This window comes from Streptomyces sp., from assembly GCF_050698815.1.
GTDB lineage: Bacteria > Actinomycetota > Actinomycetes > Streptomycetales > Streptomycetaceae > Streptomyces.
Genome location: NZ_JBOHCV010000201.1, coordinates 1 through 16,656, shown reverse-complemented (window position 1 = coordinate 16,656; position 16,656 = coordinate 1). Strand labels below are relative to the sequence as shown.

Genomic DNA, 16,656 nt, shown 5'->3' with positions numbered 1-16,656 from the left:
TCCGTCCGTGCCGTCCGCGCCCCGCCCCAGTCGTGTGCATGCCCCCCATCGTCCCACCTCCTCGGCCGGCTGCCAGTTCGGTCCGAACTCGAGTGCGAGGACCCGCGCCGGAGGACGATGAACGGAGGCGACGGGAGTGGCCTCGCACCCCGGAAAACCCGTTGCGTTACCCACCCGACACGGCGAGTCTTGCTCGGGCCTCACCCGCACCGAGCCGACCTGGGACGTCATGCAGATTCGCGATCTTCCGTATCCCGATCCCGGCACCCCCGACGTGCGGTCGGGCTCCCGCTTCCTGCTGTGGCTGGGCCGCACTCAGCTGGCCGGCCAGACCAAGAGCCTCGGCTGGGGCACTCTGCACATGGCCTCCGCAGCCGCCATGCCCGCCATCGCGGGACTCGCCGTGCAAGCCGTCGTGGCACGGTCCGGCGGACAACTGGCCACGGCGGGAGCACTGCTGGCGGTGGTAGCCGTCACCGTGACGCTGGGCGACACCATGCTGCACCGCACCGCCGTCACCAACTGGATCACCGCCGCGGCCCGGGTGCAGCAGCTTCTGGCGCACCGGACGGCGGCGCTGGGTGCCACGCTGACGCGGCGGGTGGCGGCGGGCGAGATCGTGTCCGTCTCGACCGGGGACATCGAGAAGATCGGGTGGTGTGTGGAGTCGGCGTCCCGTGTCAGCGCCGCGCTGCTGGTCACGCTCGGCGTCTGCGCGGGTCTGGTGGTCTACGAGCCGCAGCTCGGGGTGCTGGTCTCGCTCGGCATGCTGGTGCTGGCGCTGACCGTACTGCCGATACTGCCACGTGCGACAGGGCGGGCGGACGTGCAGCGCGAAAAGGCAGGACGGGCCACCGAGTTGGCGGCCGACACCGTCGCCGGACTACGCGTGCTGCGCGGTATCGGCGGCGAGGAGCTCTTTCTGACCCGGTACCGGCGCGCCTCTCAGGAGGTCCGCCGGGCGGCGGTACGCACCGCGCGGATGTGGGCGCTCATCGAGGCGATCCAGATCGCGCTGCCCGGAATGCTGCTGGTGGGCGTGGTCTGGCACGGCACCCGGCTGGCGATGGAGGGCCGGATCGGCGTGGGCGAACTGGTCACGGTCTACGGCGCCGTGACGTTCCTGCTCTTTCCCCTTCGGCTGTTCCAGGAGTTCGCCATGGCCTACTCCTTCTCCCGGCCCTCCGCGCGGCGGGCGGCCCGGGTCCTCTCGCTGCGGCGGGGCACGGCGGAGGAGGCACCGGCCGATGGCACGGAAGAGAGCATGGGAGAGGCGGACACCCTCACCGGCGATCTCTACGACCCCCTCACCCGGCTGCTCGCGCCCGCAGGGCAGTTGACGGCCGTGGTCTGCGGCGACCCGGACGCTGCGGGCGAGCTTGCCGACAGGCTCGGCGGGCACCCGCCCGACGGCAACGGCCCCACCTCGGTGCTGCTGGGCGGCGTGCCGCTCGATGACGTACCGCTGATGACGGCCCGCGGGGCGGTGCTCGTACAGGACAAGGACCCGGTGCTGCTCTCGGGCACCCTGCGGGAGCTGCTCGATGTGCCCTCGTCCGGCGCGGTGACGGCACGCCAGGCCCTTGAGGCAGCGCAATGCGGCGACGTGCTGGACGCGTTGTCGCAGGGCATGGACGAGGCGGACGGCGATCCGCTGCGGGCCCACGTCACGGAGCGGGCCCGCTCCCTCTCCGGCGGTCAGCGGCAGCGTCTGGCGCTGGCCCGCTCGCTGGTCACCGACCCGGAGGTGCTGGTGCTGGACGAGCCCACCGCGGCGGTGGACGCCCACACCGAGGCCCGCATCGCGGGGGCTCTGAAGCGGGTACGGGCCGGGCGGACGACCGTCGTCCTCTCCTCCAGCCCGCTGATGCTGGACCAGGCGGACCAGGTCGTCCTCGTGCGCGGTGCCCGGGTGGCCGCGGCCGGCCGGCACCGCGAACTGCTGCGTACCGCCCCCGACTACCGCGCCATCGTCACCCGCGAGCCCGAGACGGAGACCCCCGGCGGGGAGCACGCGCAACTGGCCGGAGCCGAAGGAGTGGAGAGCGCATGACCGTGACGATCGGTGTCACGCCGCCCGAGTACGACCCGGCCGCGCCGGAGTCCGCGACCACTCTGCCGGTCGGCGGACCCGCGACCGTGCGCGCGTATGTGGGCGAACTCGTCCGGCGGCACCGCCGGGCCTTCATCATGCTCGTCACCGTCAACGCGATCGCCGTGCTCGCCTCGATGGTCGGGCCCTATCTGCTGGGCGATGTCGTCGATGGCATCGCGGCCGGTGACCGCGACATCCCACTGGTCCGTGTCGTCGCCCTGTTCGTGGTGGCCCTGGCGATCCAGACCTTCTTCGTGCGGGAGGTGCGGCTGCGCGGCGCGATGCTCGGCGAGCAGATGCTCGCGGATCTGCGCGAGGACTTCCTCGTGCGGTCGGTCGGCCTGCCGCCCGGGGTGCTGGAGCGGGCCGGGACCGGCGATCTGCTCTCCCGGATCACCACCGACATCGACCGGCTGGCCAACGCCATGCGGGAGGCGGTCCCGCAGCTGTCGATCGGCGTCGTGTGGGCGGCGCTGCTGCTCGGCGCGCTCACGGCGACGGCACCGCCGCTGGCGCTGGCGGTGCTCATCGCACTGCCGGTGCTGCTGACCGGCTGTCGCTGGTACTACCGCCGGGCACCGAGCGCCTACCGCTCGGAGGCCGCCGGGTACGCTGCCGTCGCCGCGGCACTCGCCGAGACCGTCGACGCCGGCCGCACCGTGGAGGCACACCGGCTGGGTGCGCGCCGGATCGCCCTGTCCGAGCAGCGGATCTCGGAGTGGACGGCATGGGAGCGCTACACGCTCTGGCTGCGCTCGGTCATCTTCCCCGTGGTCAACTTCACCAATGCGCTGCTCCTGAGCGGCGTACTGCTCCTCGGCGGCACGTTCGTGCTGTGGGGCTGGATCGGTGTGGGGCAGCTGACGACGGGAGCACTGCTGGCTCAGATGCTGATCGACCCGGTGGGCCTGATTCTGCGCTGGTACGACGAACTCCAGGTCGCCCAGGTGTCGTTGGCGCGGCTCGTCGGGGTGCGGGAGATCGAACCCGACGGCGGGGACGAGGACATCTCCCCCGACGGCCGCGAACTGCGGGCCGACGAGGTGCGGTTCGGCTACCGCACCGGCACCGACGTGCTGCACGGGGTGACGATGCGGGTACCGCAGGGGACCCGGGTGGCGCTGGTCGGGCCGTCGGGCGCGGGCAAGTCCACCCTGGGACGGCTGCTGGCGGGCATCTACGGACCGCGCACCGGCAAAGTCGCCCTGGGCGATGCCGAACTGGCGCGGATGCCCGCCGAGCGGGTCCGCCGGCATGTGGCCCTGGTCAACCAGGAGCACCACGTCTTCGTCGGTTCCCTCCGCGACAACCTGCTGCTGGCCCGTACGGGCGCGAGTGACGCCGAACTGTGGTCCGCGCTCGCCGCGGTGGACGCGGAGACGTGGGCGGGGACCCTGTCCGAGGGGCTCGACAGCGAGGTGGGCTCCGGTGGCCTCGTCGTCACCCCGGCCCAGGCACAGCAGATCGCGCTCGCCCGGCTGGTGCTCGCCGATCCGCACACCCTGGTGCTGGACGAGGCCACCTCGCTGCTGGACCCGCGCGCCGCGAGGCACCTGGAACGGTCCCTCGCGCGGGTGCTCCGGGGGCGCACCGTGGTCGCCATCGCCCACCGGCTGCACACGGCGCACGACGCGGACGTGATCGCGGTGGTGGAGGACGGCAGGATCAGTGAACTGGGCGGTCACGACGCCCTGGTCGAGGCGGACGGCGCATACGCGGCACTGTGGCGTTCCTGGCACGGCTGACGCGCACCAGGTCGATATCTCAGCCGACGATGCCGAGCGCCACCAGGCAGCCCGCACCGCCGAGCACCATGAACAGGGGCATCAGCACAAGCGTCTCGACCTTGGTCCCGGCCCGGAAGCGCATGAAGCGGGGAGTGCCCAGTGGATACCAGCGCTTCCCGCTTATCCGGACCGGCCACAGGATCGGGCAGCCGGATATCGTGATCGCGTCGCCGATGTTGTGTATCAACGCCCCGAGCACGATCGGCAGTCCGAGCCAGAGGTATTCCTGGCCGGCCCCGGTGAAGAGCCAGCCGGAGCCGTTGCCCGGCTGGTCGAGAATCCCGGCGAGGGACCATGCGCTGGTCGCGCCGAGCAGCCATACCAGCACATCGCTGGAGACCCGTGCGGCGCGCCAGAGCAGGCCCTCCACGGCGAGCACCATGTGAATGAACAGGATCACCAGCACCACCCAGCGGCCGCCGAAGACCGCTGCCGCCGAGAAGCCGGCGCCGAGGAAGAGGGCCCAGGGCCAGGTGTGGGTGAGGGTGCGGTGGCCGCCGGAGCGACGGCGCTCGCCCTTGGTGCGGGTGGAGTTGTAGACGCTCTCCGAGATCTTGTCGATCAGCCCGCACAGCGCACGGGACAAGGGTCCGAACGCGCGGGAGATGGTGGCCGACCTGTGGTCGAGATCCGGTGCCAGCGCCGCACCCGAACTGACGAGTGCCCCGGCGAGGAGTACCGGCCACGGCATCGGGTGGCCCAGCACCGTAGCGCCGGCCCCCACCACCAGCCAGGCCGCGGCCCCCGACAGCGAATGCGCCGGTCCCATCATGATCGTTCCCCACCCCTGTTGTCGCTCGCCGTGTGCCGATGACGCTCGGCTCGCCCGCCGTGCTGACGACCGATCGGCAACACAGCGTAGCGTCAGATGATCACCCCGGTGCGACCGGTTCCCGTATCCGGTACGGGGGGAGGCAGTATGGGGAGCGTGACAGCCACCCTTATCGATCAGATGCCGAGCGACGCCGATCCCGATGCCCTCTACGAAGTCTTCTCCGGCTGGGCAGAGGAACGCGGCATCTCGCTCTACTCCGCCCAGGAAGAGGCGCTGATCGAGGTGGTCTCCGGCGCCAACGTGATCCTCTCGACACCGACCGGCTCCGGAAAGAGCCTGGTCGCCGCGGGTGCGCACTTCGCCGCGCTCGCCCGGAACGAGGTCACCTTCTACACGGCGCCGATCAAGGCACTCGTCTCGGAGAAGTTCTTCGACCTGTGCAAGATCTTCGGCACCGAGAACGTCGGCATGCTCACCGGCGACGCGTCCGTCAACGCCGACGCCCCCATCATCTGCTGCACCGCCGAGGTGCTGGCCTCCATCGCGCTGCGGGACGGCGCGGACGCCGACGTCGGCCAGGTGGTGATGGACGAATTCCACTTCTACGCGGAGCCGGACCGGGGCTGGGCCTGGCAGATTCCGCTGCTGGAACTGCCGCAAGCACAGTTCGTCCTGATGTCGGCGACGCTGGGAGACGTCTCGCGCTTCGAGGAGGACCTGGCACGCCGCACGGGCCGCGAGACCACCGTCGTCCGGTCCGCCACCAGGCCGGTGCCGCTGTCCTACGAATACCGCACCAGCTCGCTGACCGAGACGATGACCGAGCTGCTGGAGACTCATCAGGCGCCGGTCTACATCGTGCACTTCACGCAGGCGCAAGCCGTCGAGCGGGCGCAGGCGCTGATGAGCATCAACATGTGCACGCGCGCCGAGAAGGACGAGATCGCCAAGATCATCGGTAGCTTCCGCTTCACCACCAAATTCGGCCGCAACCTCTCCCGGTACGTGCGCCACGGCATCGGCGTGCACCACGCGGGCATGCTGCCGAAGTACCGGCGGCTGGTGGAACGGCTGGCCCAGGCGGGCCTGTTGAAGGTCATCTGCGGTACGGACACCCTCGGCGTCGGCGTGAACGTCCCGATCCGCACGGTGCTGTTCACCGCGCTGACGAAATACGACGGTACGCGCGTGCGTACTCTGCGCGCACGGGAGTTCCATCAGATCGCCGGCCGCGCCGGCCGGGCGGGCTTCGACACCTCCGGGCTCGTCGTTGCCCAGGCGCCGGAGCACGTCGTCGAGAACGAGAAGGCCCTGGCCAAGGCCGGGGACGACCCGAAGAAGCGCCGTAAGGTCGTGCGCAAGAAGGCTCCGGAGGGCTTCGTCAACTGGGGCCGGCAGACCTTCGAGAAGCTGATCGCCTCCGACCCCGAGCCGCTCATCTCGCGCTTCCGGGTCACCCACGCGATGCTGCTGTCCGTGATCGCCCGTCCCGGCGACGCCTTCGCCCAGATGCGGAAGCTGCTGGAGGACAACCACGAGGACCGGCGTGCCCAGTTGAGGCACATCCGGCGGGCCATAGCCATCTACCGTTCGCTGCTGGACGGCGGGGTCGTGGAACGGCTCGCGGAGCCCGACGCCCAGGGCCGCAGCATCCGGCTCACCGTGGATCTGCAGCAGAACTTCGCGCTCAACCAGCCGCTGTCCACCTTCGCGCTGGCCGCCTTCGAACTGCTCGACCCCGAGTCTCCCTCCTACGCACTGGACATGGTCTCGGTCCTCGAGTCGACCCTCGACGACCCCCGGCAGATCCTGGCCGCCCAGACCAACAAGGCCAAGGGCGAGGCCGTCGCGCAGATGAAGGCCGACGGGGTCGAGTACGAGGACCGGATGGAGCGGCTGATGGAGATCAGCTATCCGCAGCCACTGGAAGAGCTCCTCTTCCACGCCTACGGCCTCTACCGCAAGTCCCATCCCTGGGTGGGTGACCATCCGCTCTCCCCCAAGTCGGTCATCCGTGACATGTACGAACGGGCGATGACCTTCACGGAGTTCGTCTCCTTCTACGAACTGGCCCGTACCGAAGGCATCGTGCTGCGCTATCTCGCGAGCGCCTACAAGGCCATGGAGCACACCGTCCCGGACGAGAGGAAGTCCGAGGACTTCCAGGACATCATCGAGTGGCTCGGCGAGATGGTCCGCCAGGTCGACTCCAGCCTGCTCGACGAGTGGGAGCAGCTGGCCAATCCCGAGGAAGAGACCGCCGAGGAAGCGCGGGAGCGCGCCGACCAGGTCAAGCCGGTCACCTCCAACGCACGTGCCTTCCGGGTCCTGGTGCGCAACGCGATGTTCCGGCGGGTGGAACTGGCCGCACTGGACAAGTTCGGCGAACTGGGCGAGCTGGACGCCGACTCCGGCTGGGACGGGGACGCCTGGGCGGCGGCCATGGACGGCTACTGGGAGGAGTACGACGACCTGGGCACCGGACCCGATGCCCGTGGCCCCAGGCTGCTCATGATCGAGGAGGTGCCACAGGACGCGCTGTGGCGGGTCCGCCAGACCTTCGCCGACCCCAACGGCGATCACGACTGGGGCATCTCCGCCGAGGTCGACCTCACGGCCTCCGACGAGGAAGGCCGCGCCGTGCTCACAGTCACCGGAGTGGGCCGGCTCTGAGGGCCGCCTCAGGAAGCCGGCCGGCCCGCGCCCGTATCCCGGCACCACCGGACGGCCCGTCGGCGCCGGCCGCGCAGGCGGGAGAGGAGGCGCGCCCGCCTGCGCGCGTGACCCGCTCCGGTGCCGCCCTCGGTGCACGATCCCTGCCCCGGCGGTGACACGGGACGGCCGGATTCGGTGTCCGCGGTCGACTCCGGCGCGCCGTCGGGTGGCGCCGGACGCACGGAATCCGAAGCGCGGGCTTCCTCCAGGTACGCCGCGAGCATCAGCCGGTGCCCGCGGATCTCGTCGTCGTCCGTCGCCACGCACAGCTCCTCCGCCACCTCCCGGGAGGCGGGTGACCGGCCCCGGACGGTCACCAGCTCCGGCTTGAGGGCGACCAGACGGGCGCGCTCGACGGGGTCGGGCACCGCCTCCCCCACGGCGTCCGCGTGGAGCACCGTGGCCCTGACGGCGCACCGCTCCCACGGCCCGGCCGCCTGCTCGGAGAGCTGGCCGACGCGGCGGCCGCGCCAGTGCCGGGCGCGCAGGTCCACCCCCTCCTCGAGCAGTACGCGCAACCCGCGCGGGAGGCTTCCGGAGAGCAGCTCGGCACGGCGCTCCTCGAAAGCCAGCAGCTCCCCCGCGAGATAGAGCCAGACCACGGTGCGATACCGGTTCACGTAGAAGTGCGCCGGGGTGAAGAAGCCGCCGCGCGCGAGGCGGGCGAAGCGGACCGAGCTGATGCCCAGCAACCCGGCGCCCTTGGCCGCGTCCACCACGCGCAGCCGCTCGCGGACGCTTCCCGGAAAGCCGTCCGACGCCTTCAACCGGGCCAGTTCCGCGCGCGACACCCGGCACCGGGCCGATCCGGCGGCCGCGCCGCGGACGGTGCGCACCTCTCCCGCCTGCACGGCGAGCTCCAACAGCCCGGGCTGCAGGCCCAGTTCCCTGGCAGCCGTACGCATCGCCACATCATCGGGCATGACCGTCCCCCGTCCCTCTGTTGCCGTTCAACTACTTTCCGTGACGGACAGTAGCCAGTCAAGAGCCATTCCGCCGCCCCTGTGGATAACTCTCGCCGCGCCGCTAGTGCCGGGAGGGGCGTTTAGTGCCGGGAGGGGCGTTAGAGACCGTTGCGCGTGGCCAGACCGAGATGTTCACCGACGCGGTTCACGAGCAGCGTCATCTCGTACGCGACCTGGCCGACGTCGGCTTCCGCCCCGGTCAGCACGCACAGGCAGCTTCCCTCCCCGGCTATGGTCACGAAGAGCAGCCCCTCCTCGAATTCGATCATCGTCTGGCGTGCGCTTCCGGCTCCGAAGTGCTGCCCAGAGCCCTTCGCGAGACTGTGCAGACCTGACGCGACTGCCGCGAGATGCTCGGCGTCCTCCCGTTCCAGACTCTGGCTGTTCCCCGTGACCAGACCGTCCGTCGAGAGCACCATCGCGTGCCGCACGGAAGAGATCCGCTCGGTCATATCGTCAAGCAGCCAGTCGAGCCCTGTGTTCAGCGCCATCCCCGTGTCCCCCTTCTCCTCGGCAACTGCCGTGCCACCCTTACCCACGACAACGCGGTGGGCAACCATCTGCTTACGACACGCACTCGCACCCACGAGCCGAGTACGACTGGCGCAGTATGGGGCCATGGCTGACAAGATGACCGAAGACGAGTGGCGCGGTTTCGTTTCCGAAGGCACCCGCACCGGGAAGCTGGCGACGGTGCGGGCCGACGGCAGTCCGCATGTGGCCCCGGTGTGGTTCGTACTCGACGGCGAGGACGTCGTCTTCAACACGGGTGAGACCACGGTCAAGGGACGCAATCTCGCACGCGACGGCCGGGTCGCGATCTGTGTGGACGACGAGCGCCCGCCGTTCGGCTTCGCCGTGCTTCAGGGCCGGGCCGAGCTGAGCAGCGACCTGACCGACATGCGGTACTGGGCCACCCGTATCGCCGCCCGGTACATGGGCGAGGAGCTCGCAGACCAGTTCGGCGCCCGCAACGCCGTCCCCGGTGAACTGCTCGTGCGGGTGCGCGTCGAGAAGGTCGTGGCGCTGGCCGGACTCGCCGACTGACGGCCCGCGCCAGTCGTTCAGGGGTTGTTCACGCGCGGCGCGGTCCGGAGCTCAGGTGCTCACCCACCTGACTGACCAGTCGCGCCATCTCGTAGGCGATGAGCGCGATATCGGCCTCCGCGTCCGCGAGGAGCGCGAGGGCCGAGCCGTCGCCGGCGGCCACGACGAAGAGGAAACCGCCGTCCAGTTCCACCATGGTCTGGTGCGGGTCACCCACTTCGAAGTGCCGCCCCACCCCCTTGGCGAGACTGTGGAAACCGGAGGCGACCGCCGCCAGATGCTCCACCTCCTCGCGGCCCAGCCCGTCCGAAGCTCCGGTCGGCAGGCCGTCGTCGGAGAGCACCAGCGCCCCGCGGACGTCGGTGACCCGGGCCGTCAGGTCATCGAGCAGCCAGTCGAGCTTGGCTGCGCGGTGGGTCTCTTCCGTCACGGAACCTCCTCGGATGGGTGTGCCGCCCGTCCGAGCCCGGCTCACGGTCGGCGACCGCGCACGGAAACCGGCCCTGCGCACCCTTCCGGCCTCGCCACACCTCAGTTCTTGTGACACTAGTGAGCGGTCACCGGTCGCGCCACCGTCGTAACGGCGCAGCCGTGGAGGCCGGTGTTCGCACCGCGTGCGCCCCGGCGCGCTCCTGGCGCACGCGCGGGACCGTGGTGCGCCCTCCGACCGGTGAAGGCCGCCGGGTCACCCGTGCTGCCTCCTGCGGTGCGGTACCGGGCATCCAGCAGCCTCCGAGGCCTCGTTGCCGGGGAAGGTGCCCAGGTCGGCGACGCGGTAGCCGTCCGGATAGCCGGGGTAGCCCTTGATCTCCGGGTTCTGGCGGGCGTAGTGCGGCTCGCGGCGGGGCGGCAGCAGCCGAACGGCGCGGGCCCGCAACTGGAGCGCGCCGCGTACCAGCCGCCGCAGGCCCGGTCGGGGCGGGCCGTAGCGGAAGGCACGCAGCAAAGAGTCGTCCAGGAGCGCCCTGCTCGCGCCGCGCACCGCGGGAGCGAGCAAGCGGGGGTACCAGGAGGCCATCAGCTCCAGCGTCGCGTCCGAGACTCTGCGCGCGTCCGGGTCCCAGCCGAAGTGTGCCGCCTCGTAGTCGTCGAGGCAGCTCTCGAAGGCGGGGTAGTCGGAGGGGACTCGCGTGATCCCCAAGTGCCGGCCCAGGGTGCGGTAGTACACGGCGGCGGCGTGCTGCTCGTGGTGGGTGAGCCGGCGCCAGCCGTAGGCGTCGAGCCATCGCTTCGGCATCACCACGAACGTGCACAGCACATAGCGCATCTCGTCATCGGAGATGTCGTAGCGGCGGTGCATCTGGTTGATGCGGCGGATCGCGGTGCGCCCGTCCTCGGAGTCGAAACCGTGCTCCACGACCGCGTCCAGGAGCAGCGCCGTGTCGTCGTAGCGCTTCTGTGTACGGTCCGTCAGCTCCGCCGTCTCCGCCAGCAGCCGGCCGATACCCGGCACCGCGTAGGTGCGGTACAGGGCGAGTTCGAGCGCTCGGGCGAAGTCCCAGGGGAACTCGTACGTCGCCGTGAGGCGGTAGATCTCCAGGAAGTCGGCTTCCGGGTCGAGCCGGAGAATGTGCCTCAGCCGTTCGTATCGCTGCACGTCGAGACCCCTTTGTCACCAGCCCCGCCCTGTTGGCGGGCTGACTCTAGAGTTAAGGTTCCCGACAACTGACGGAAGGGGAGGCGCGGTGGCCGCCGAAGATGACGACGCGCTGTATGTGTTGACGGCTGTACTGCTGACTCCCGCTCAGTTCCCGAGCGTCCTCGGGGATGACTACCCCGAGGCGTGCGCACGACTCGGCCTGGAGCCCTACGCGGAGGGGTACGGACTGGTGCTGGGCCAGGACGGCAGCGGTGCCCGCTGGACGGTGGCAACAGACGATGTGACCCTGGTCGCCTGCGCCGTCGCCGCCTGGGACTGCGGGATGGAGTACGACCTCTCCCCCAGCGAACGTTCCGTGGTCGCGGCGCTTCCCGGCTGGCCCCTCGCCGTGGCTGTCGCCGCCCCAGGAGTGCCGGCACCGCACGACCCGGAGCCCGACGAGGGCTCCGACGGTCCACAGGAAGCGCTGGTACCGCCGGTCACCGAGGAGTGGGGGCCCGCACAACGGCGGCTGGGCGCGGACGAGATCGCGCTCCAGTGGGCCGCGTGGCGCCAACAGGTCGAGGAAGACGTCGAGTTCGTGGAGACCGGGGAGAAGCCGAACGAGAAGGTGCGGCGCGTTCTGGACGAGGTGCGGGCCTATCTGGAGACCCCGCCGCCCCCGGGACGGGTCCGCTCGGCCTTCGCCTCCGGCGACGCCCGCACGCTGCGGTGCGACGGTCCGGGCTGGAGCATGGTGGCTCGCACGGACGACATCGCCTTCCTGCTGCTCGACGACGAGCCGGGCGAGGTTCTGCCGGTCGGCCGCGGAGCGGAGTTGCCCGGGCTGCTGGAGGCGCTGGACGGCATGGCGGTCCGGCCGGCCGCCTGACCAACACCGGCGGTGGCCTCAGCGCTGCGGGCACCGGGACGGGGCACAGCTGTACCGCCTCACGCCGGGGCATCACCGGCCTCGGGCGCGACCCATCTCATGGACCGGCTCAGCGAACCCTCGCGCGAGGGACGTGATCAGCGGCGGATTTCCTTGCGGCCGACCCGGCGCAGCCGACGCCGCTGCGAGGGGTCGAGCGTCAGGTAAGCGATGGCCGGCACACCGACGATCACCGCAAGGGCGATCCAGAACGTCGTCAGCCACCACAGGAGAAGCCCCACGGCCACACCGCCGACGGCGATCTTTCCTCTGTTGGTCATTTCCATCCTCCTCCGGGCGGCGCTGCCGCACCTGCCTCTGTCCAGGAGAACGCCCATTCCACTCCTGGGGTTCCCTCGCTGTGCCCGCCCACACCCGGCGCTGAGGTACCCTCGGCCGCCTCAGGCTCCACTAGTCAAATTTGGGGAATGCGTCAGCACTGTGAGCCGGACCACCACAACGCCCGCACAGATCTCGCAGCTCGCACGCTCCGCGGCCGTCCTGCTGCCCGCTGATCCGCCGCGTTCGACACGGATGGCTTTCTGGCGTCCGGACGGTGCGCCACCGGTCCGCGGCCGGGACGATCTCGAGCAGCTGACCGTCGCACTCCCCGACGGCGAAGGCACGGTCCGCACCCGAACGGTGTCCGCTCTGCCACTGTCCGTACGGGACGCGCTCGCCGTCCTGACCCGGGCGCGCTCCGGCCAGGAGCGGACCGGGGGAACCGAGGCGACCGGAGGAACCGGATCCGCGATCGCCTTCTGGGGCGCCGCCGCCCTTTTCGCGCTGCACCTGGCCGCGCGGGGGCGGCTGCTTCCCGGACTGAGCCCGGCAGACCACGACGCCTGGCGGCTCGGCCCGCTAGACCCGGACGACATCGAGCGACTGCGCCATCTCGCCGCGGCGATGCCTCCGCACGCGCATGCCCTCCCGCTCCCGGGCGCCGGCCCGCTACGGCTGCCCGAGCCGGAGCGCCAGTTGCGCGTCTTCCTCGACGCCGTCGCCGACGGCCTCCCGCGCACGCCCGCGGCCGCACTCGTCACCGGCCACCCGGCCTTCGCGTCGGAACCGGGGGTGCGCATCCCCGAGCTGCGGGCCTGGGCCGCCGATATCGCCGCGGGACATGACGCGGGTGTACGGCTCTCGCTCCGCGTCGAGATCACCGGGCTCACCGCGGGCGACGCCGCATCCGACGCGGGGCCGAGCTTCCGCGCGGTGGTGCAGATGCACAGCGTCAGTGACCCCGCTGTGGTGGCCGACGCGGCCGAGGTCTGGTCTGGCGCCTCCCGCGCCGCGACGGACTTCGGCCCGCGTGCCCGTACGGACGCTCTGCTGACGCTGCGCCGGGCGGCCGCCGCCTGGGACACCCTCACCCCGCTGCTGACCGCTGCCGTGCCGGACTCCGTCGAGCTTGCCGAGGAGGAGATCGCCGAGCTGCTGGCGGCCCCGGTCTCCCGGGCACTCGAAGCCGCGGGCCTGCGGGTGCACTGGCCGCGACAGCTCGCACGTGAGCTCACGGCCCGTGCCGTCATCAGCCCCGCCGGCACCGAGGGCCCGGGAACCCGCGGGAGCACCGACGGCGGACCGCCGTCCCTGCTGTCCGCCGACTCCCTGCTCAGCTTCGACTGGCGCCTCGCGGTCGGCGACACCGAACTGACCCGTGCCGAGCTGAACCGGCTGGCCGAATCCGGACGCCCGGTCGTACGGCTGCGCGGTCAGTGGGCGCTGGTGGACCCGGCGGTGGTACGCCGGGCGAGGAACCGCCGGGATCACGGGGTCACCCCCCTCGACGCGCTGAGCACCGTGCTCGCCGGCACGGTGGAGGAGGGCGGAGAGCGTGTCGAGGTGTGCGCCTCGGGGTGGCTGGAGACGCTCCGCGCACGGCTTTGCGATCCGGATGCCGCCGAGGGCACATCCGTCGTGGCGCAGCCCGACGCGCTCGCGGCGACACTGCGCGACTATCAACTGCGCGGCCTGGACTGGCTGCACCGGATGACCTCGCTGGGCCTGGGCTGCTGTCTCGCCGACGACATGGGGCTGGGCAAGACCGTCACGCTCATCGCGCTCCATCTGCACCGGCAGCGGCAGCCCGGGGCCGCCGGAGCCACCCTGATCGTCTGTCCGGCCTCGCTGATGGGCAACTGGCAGCGCGAGATCGAGCGGTTCGCACCGGGAACACCGGTGCGCCGCTACCACGGGACGGCGCGGAGCCTGACGGACGTGACCGACGGCGAGTTCGTGCTGACGACATACGGCACGATGCGGCTGGACGCGGAGGGGCTGGCCGGACTCCCGGCGCCGGGCTGGGACATGGTGGTCGCGGACGAGGCCCAGCACGTGAAGAACCCGCACTCGGCGACGGCCCGGCAGCTGCGCACCATCACGGCAAGATCGCGCGTCGCCCTCACCGGCACCCCCGTCGAGAACAACCTCTCCGAACTCTGGTCGATCCTCGACTGGACCACTCCGGGACTGCTGGGGCGGCTGGGCACGTTCCGCAGACGCTACGCGGAGGCGGTGGAGGGCGGTGGCGACCCCGCCGCCGCCGAACGGCTCGCCCGGCTGGTGCGTCCCTTCCTGCTGCGCCGCCATAAGACCGACCCGGGCATCGCGCCCGAACTGCCGCCGAAGACCGAAACCGACCGCGCCGTGCTGCTGACCGCTGAGCAGGCCGGGCTGTACGAAGCAGTCGTACGCGAGGGCATGGCCGAGGTGTCCGGCACCGACGGCTTTGCACGCCGCGGCGCCGTCGTCAAACTGCTGACCGCTCTCAAGCAGATCTGCAACCACCCCGCCCAGTACCTCAAGGAAGACTCTCCACGGCTGCCCGGACGCTCCGGAAAGCTGGAGCTGATGGACGAACTGCTCGAGGCGATCCTCGCCGAGGAGGGATACGGCGGCGTGCTGGTCTTCACCCAGTACGTGACCATGGCGCGCCTGCTGGAGCGCCATCTCGCCGACCGCGGTGTGCCCACGCAGCTGCTGCACGGCGGCACTCCGGTTGCCCGGCGCGAGGAGATGGTGCGCCGCTTCCAGGACGGTGAGGCCCCTGTCTTCCTGCTGTCGCTGAAGGCGGCGGGCACCGGACTGAACCTGACCCGCGCCGCCCACGTCATCCACTACGACCGCTGGTGGAACCCCGCCGTCGAGGAACAGGCCACCGACCGCGCGTACCGCATCGGGCAGACCCAGCCCGTACAGGTGCACCGGCTGATCGCCGAGGGAACAATCGAGGACCGCATCTCCGAAATGCTCCAGCGCAAACAGGCACTCGCGGACTCCGTACTCGGCTCCGGCGAGGCGGCGCTGACCGAGCTGTCCGACAGCGAACTCACCGGCCTCGTCGAGCTGCGGAGGAACGGGCGATGACAGAGACAGACCGAACATCCCCTTCCGGCGTCCGGCCACCGGCGCCCGACGGAGAACGCACCTTCGCCCCCCTGCCACCCGCTCGCGGGCGCGGGTTCGCGGATGCCGTGAAGACGTGGTGGGGCGTGCGGTGGCTGAAGGCACTGGAGGACACGGCGCTGGACGGCGAACAGCTCAGACAGGGGCGCAGATACGCGCGCCAGGGCGCCGTCGGCGCCGTCTCTGTACGTCCTGGGCGGATCACCGCCGTGGTCCGCGGCCGGGACGGGACGCCCTACCGTGCCGACGTGCTGCTGAGGGAGCTGACGGCCGCCGAGTGGGACCGGCTGCTGGAGGTGGCGGCCCGGGAGGCGGGCCACATCGCGGCGCTGCTGGACCGCGTCATGCCGCCGCACCTGGTGGAGGACGCCGAGAGTGCGGGTGTCGAACTCCTGCCGGGCATCGGCGACCTGGGCCCTTCCTGCGACTGCGACGCCTGGGACCACTGCCCGCACACCGTCGCACTCTGCTGCCAGCTGGCACGGCTGCTGGACCAGGACCCCTTCGTGCTGCTGTTGCTCCGCGGCCGTGGCGAGCGGGAGGTGCTCGATGAACTGCAGCTGCGCAGCGCCGCACGCGCCGCCCCGGGCAGGCCACGGGCCGCGACGGACCCAGCCGCGACGGACCGGGACACGGAGGAGGCCGGGGAAGCGACAGCGGGCGAAGGGGAGCAGGCCGGGGTGCCGGCCCACGAGGCCTTCGCCCTCGGCGCGATCCTGCCGCCGCTGCCGGCCGCGCCGCCACCCGTCGCCGAGCCCGGCCGCGGACCCTCGCTGGACGGCGGCACGTCCCCGGTGCCCGGACCGGACGTGGCCGCACTGGAGTTCCTCGCCTCGGATGCGGCCCTGCGGGCCCGGCAGTTGCTCGGGGAGGCGCTCGCCCCGGGTCACGCCGACAGCGCGCCGCCCGTAGCGCTCACCGAGTGGCAGGACGCGGTGCGACTCGCCGCCGCCCGGCCCGGACACCTGGTCGCCGAACGCCTGGCGGCGGGCTGCGGGCGCACCCACGCGCAGCTTCAGCCCGCCGTACGCGCCTGGGAGTTGGGCGGCACGCACGCACTGGCCGTACTGGAGGAGGCGTGGACGCCGGGGCCGGCGGACATGGCCCGGGCCCGTGACCAGCTCGCCGCGGCATGGGCATGGGACGAGGCGCGGCCGGCGCTGCGCGGCACGCGCAATCGCTGGACGGCGGCGGGGGGCGAGGTTCAGCTGCGGTACGGGCGGGACGGGCGCTGGTGGCCGTACCGCAAGGAGCGCGGCACCTGGTGGCCCGCGGGCGGGGCCGAAGCGGACCCCGCCGCGGCGCTGGCCGCCGCGGGCGAAGCGAACGGATCCGGCCGGGGCGGGCGGGCCTG

Annotated in this window: 13 protein-coding genes; 7 read left to right on the top strand and 6 right to left on the bottom strand. The window is 71.6% G+C overall.

Annotation, left to right across the window (positions count from 1 at the left end; translation table 11 throughout):
• Nucleotides 1-229 precede the first annotated feature (229 nt).
• On the top strand, nucleotides 230-2,053 hold the full coding sequence (locus ACRDP3_RS07470; protein WP_431516048.1) for an ABC transporter transmembrane domain-containing protein: 1,824 nt from the start codon (nucleotides 230-232) through the stop codon (nucleotides 2,051-2,053).
• On the top strand, nucleotides 2,050-3,840 hold the full coding sequence (locus ACRDP3_RS07465; RefSeq protein WP_431516047.1) for an ABC transporter ATP-binding protein: 1,791 nt from the start codon (nucleotides 2,050-2,052) through the stop codon (nucleotides 3,838-3,840). The genes ACRDP3_RS07470 and ACRDP3_RS07465 overlap by 4 nt, the downstream gene beginning before the upstream one ends.
• Before the next feature lie 19 nt (nucleotides 3,841-3,859).
• Here ACRDP3_RS07465 and ACRDP3_RS07460 read toward each other — a convergent pair whose 3' ends face one another.
• Nucleotides 3,860-4,654: a metal-dependent hydrolase gene (locus tag ACRDP3_RS07460; RefSeq protein WP_431516046.1), complete on the bottom strand. Its 795-nt coding sequence runs from the start codon at nucleotides 4,652-4,654 to the stop codon at nucleotides 3,860-3,862.
• Between the two features lie 147 nt (nucleotides 4,655-4,801).
• Between ACRDP3_RS07460 and ACRDP3_RS07455 the strand changes: the two genes are divergently transcribed.
• On the top strand, nucleotides 4,802-7,330 hold the full coding sequence (locus ACRDP3_RS07455) for a DEAD/DEAH box helicase (protein ID WP_431516045.1): 2,529 nt from the start codon (nucleotides 4,802-4,804) through the stop codon (nucleotides 7,328-7,330).
• 8 nt (nucleotides 7,331-7,338) lie between these two features.
• Here the strand turns inward: ACRDP3_RS07455 and ACRDP3_RS07450 are convergent, their stop codons facing one another.
• Both ACRDP3_RS07450 and ACRDP3_RS07445 read right to left on the bottom strand, forming a co-directional pair.
• Nucleotides 7,339-8,295, bottom strand: coding sequence for a DUF6397 family protein (locus ACRDP3_RS07450; RefSeq protein ID WP_431516044.1), 957 nt, complete (start codon nucleotides 8,293-8,295; stop codon nucleotides 7,339-7,341).
• Nucleotides 8,296-8,435: 140 nt separating this feature from the next.
• Nucleotides 8,436-8,828 carry a roadblock/LC7 domain-containing protein gene (locus tag ACRDP3_RS07445; protein WP_431516043.1) on the bottom strand — a complete coding sequence of 131 codons (393 nt, stop codon included), beginning with the start codon at nucleotides 8,826-8,828 and terminating at the stop codon, nucleotides 8,436-8,438.
• A 127-nt stretch (nucleotides 8,829-8,955) separates the two neighbouring features.
• On the opposite strand from ACRDP3_RS07445, the gene ACRDP3_RS07440 reads away from it, so the two are divergent.
• The gene (locus ACRDP3_RS07440; RefSeq protein ID WP_431516042.1) at nucleotides 8,956-9,384 is read left to right on the top strand and encodes a PPOX class F420-dependent oxidoreductase; all 429 of its coding nucleotides are present in this window, start codon (nucleotides 8,956-8,958) and stop codon (nucleotides 9,382-9,384) included.
• Between the two features lie 28 nt (nucleotides 9,385-9,412).
• On the opposite strand, the gene ACRDP3_RS07435 is transcribed toward ACRDP3_RS07440, so the two are convergent.
• Both ACRDP3_RS07435 and ACRDP3_RS07430 read right to left on the bottom strand, forming a co-directional pair.
• Nucleotides 9,413-9,814, bottom strand: coding sequence for a roadblock/LC7 domain-containing protein (locus tag ACRDP3_RS07435; RefSeq protein WP_431516041.1), 402 nt, complete (start codon nucleotides 9,812-9,814; stop codon nucleotides 9,413-9,415).
• A gap of 255 nt (nucleotides 9,815-10,069) precedes the next feature.
• Nucleotides 10,070-10,981 carry an oxygenase MpaB family protein gene (locus tag ACRDP3_RS07430; RefSeq protein ID WP_431516040.1) on the bottom strand — a complete coding sequence of 304 codons (912 nt, stop codon included), beginning with the start codon at nucleotides 10,979-10,981 and terminating at the stop codon, nucleotides 10,070-10,072.
• Between the two features lie 88 nt (nucleotides 10,982-11,069).
• On the opposite strand from ACRDP3_RS07430, the gene ACRDP3_RS07425 reads away from it, so the two are divergent.
• Nucleotides 11,070-11,855, top strand: a complete 786-nt coding sequence (locus tag ACRDP3_RS07425; protein ID WP_431516039.1) for a hypothetical protein — start codon at nucleotides 11,070-11,072, stop codon at nucleotides 11,853-11,855.
• A 137-nt stretch (nucleotides 11,856-11,992) separates the two neighbouring features.
• On the opposite strand, the gene ACRDP3_RS07420 is transcribed toward ACRDP3_RS07425, so the two are convergent.
• Nucleotides 11,993-12,175, bottom strand: a complete 183-nt coding sequence (locus ACRDP3_RS07420; protein WP_431516049.1) for a hypothetical protein — start codon at nucleotides 12,173-12,175, stop codon at nucleotides 11,993-11,995.
• A gap of 253 nt (nucleotides 12,176-12,428) precedes the next feature.
• On the opposite strand from ACRDP3_RS07420, the gene ACRDP3_RS07415 reads away from it, so the two are divergent.
• On the top strand, nucleotides 12,429-15,263 hold the full coding sequence (locus ACRDP3_RS07415) for a DEAD/DEAH box helicase (protein WP_431516038.1): 2,835 nt from the start codon (nucleotides 12,429-12,431) through the stop codon (nucleotides 15,261-15,263).
• Nucleotides 15,260-16,656, top strand: a 1,397-nt coding sequence (locus ACRDP3_RS07410; protein WP_431516037.1) for an SWF or SNF family helicase, incomplete at its 3' end; no start/stop codon positions are given. The genes ACRDP3_RS07415 and ACRDP3_RS07410, both read left to right, overlap by 4 nt.

Coding starts and splice junctions, on each gene's coding strand:
- ACRDP3_RS07470 (WP_431516048.1), top strand. CDS start 230: ATGCAGATTCGCGATCTTCCGTATCCCGATCCCGGCACCCCCGACGTG.
- ACRDP3_RS07465 (WP_431516047.1), top strand. CDS start 2,050: ATGACCGTGACGATCGGTGTCACGCCGCCCGAGTACGACCCGGCCGCG.
- ACRDP3_RS07460 (WP_431516046.1), bottom strand. CDS start 4,654: ATGATGGGACCGGCGCATTCGCTGTCGGGGGCCGCGGCCTGGCTGGTG.
- ACRDP3_RS07455 (WP_431516045.1), top strand. CDS start 4,802: ATGGGGAGCGTGACAGCCACCCTTATCGATCAGATGCCGAGCGACGCC.
- ACRDP3_RS07450 (WP_431516044.1), bottom strand. CDS start 8,295: ATGCCCGATGATGTGGCGATGCGTACGGCTGCCAGGGAACTGGGCCTG.
- ACRDP3_RS07445 (WP_431516043.1), bottom strand. CDS start 8,828: ATGGCGCTGAACACAGGGCTCGACTGGCTGCTTGACGATATGACCGAG.
- ACRDP3_RS07440 (WP_431516042.1), top strand. CDS start 8,956: ATGGCTGACAAGATGACCGAAGACGAGTGGCGCGGTTTCGTTTCCGAA.
- ACRDP3_RS07420 (WP_431516049.1), bottom strand. CDS start 12,175: ATGACCAACAGAGGAAAGATCGCCGTCGGCGGTGTGGCCGTGGGGCTT.
- ACRDP3_RS07415 (WP_431516038.1), top strand. CDS start 12,429: ATGGCTTTCTGGCGTCCGGACGGTGCGCCACCGGTCCGCGGCCGGGAC.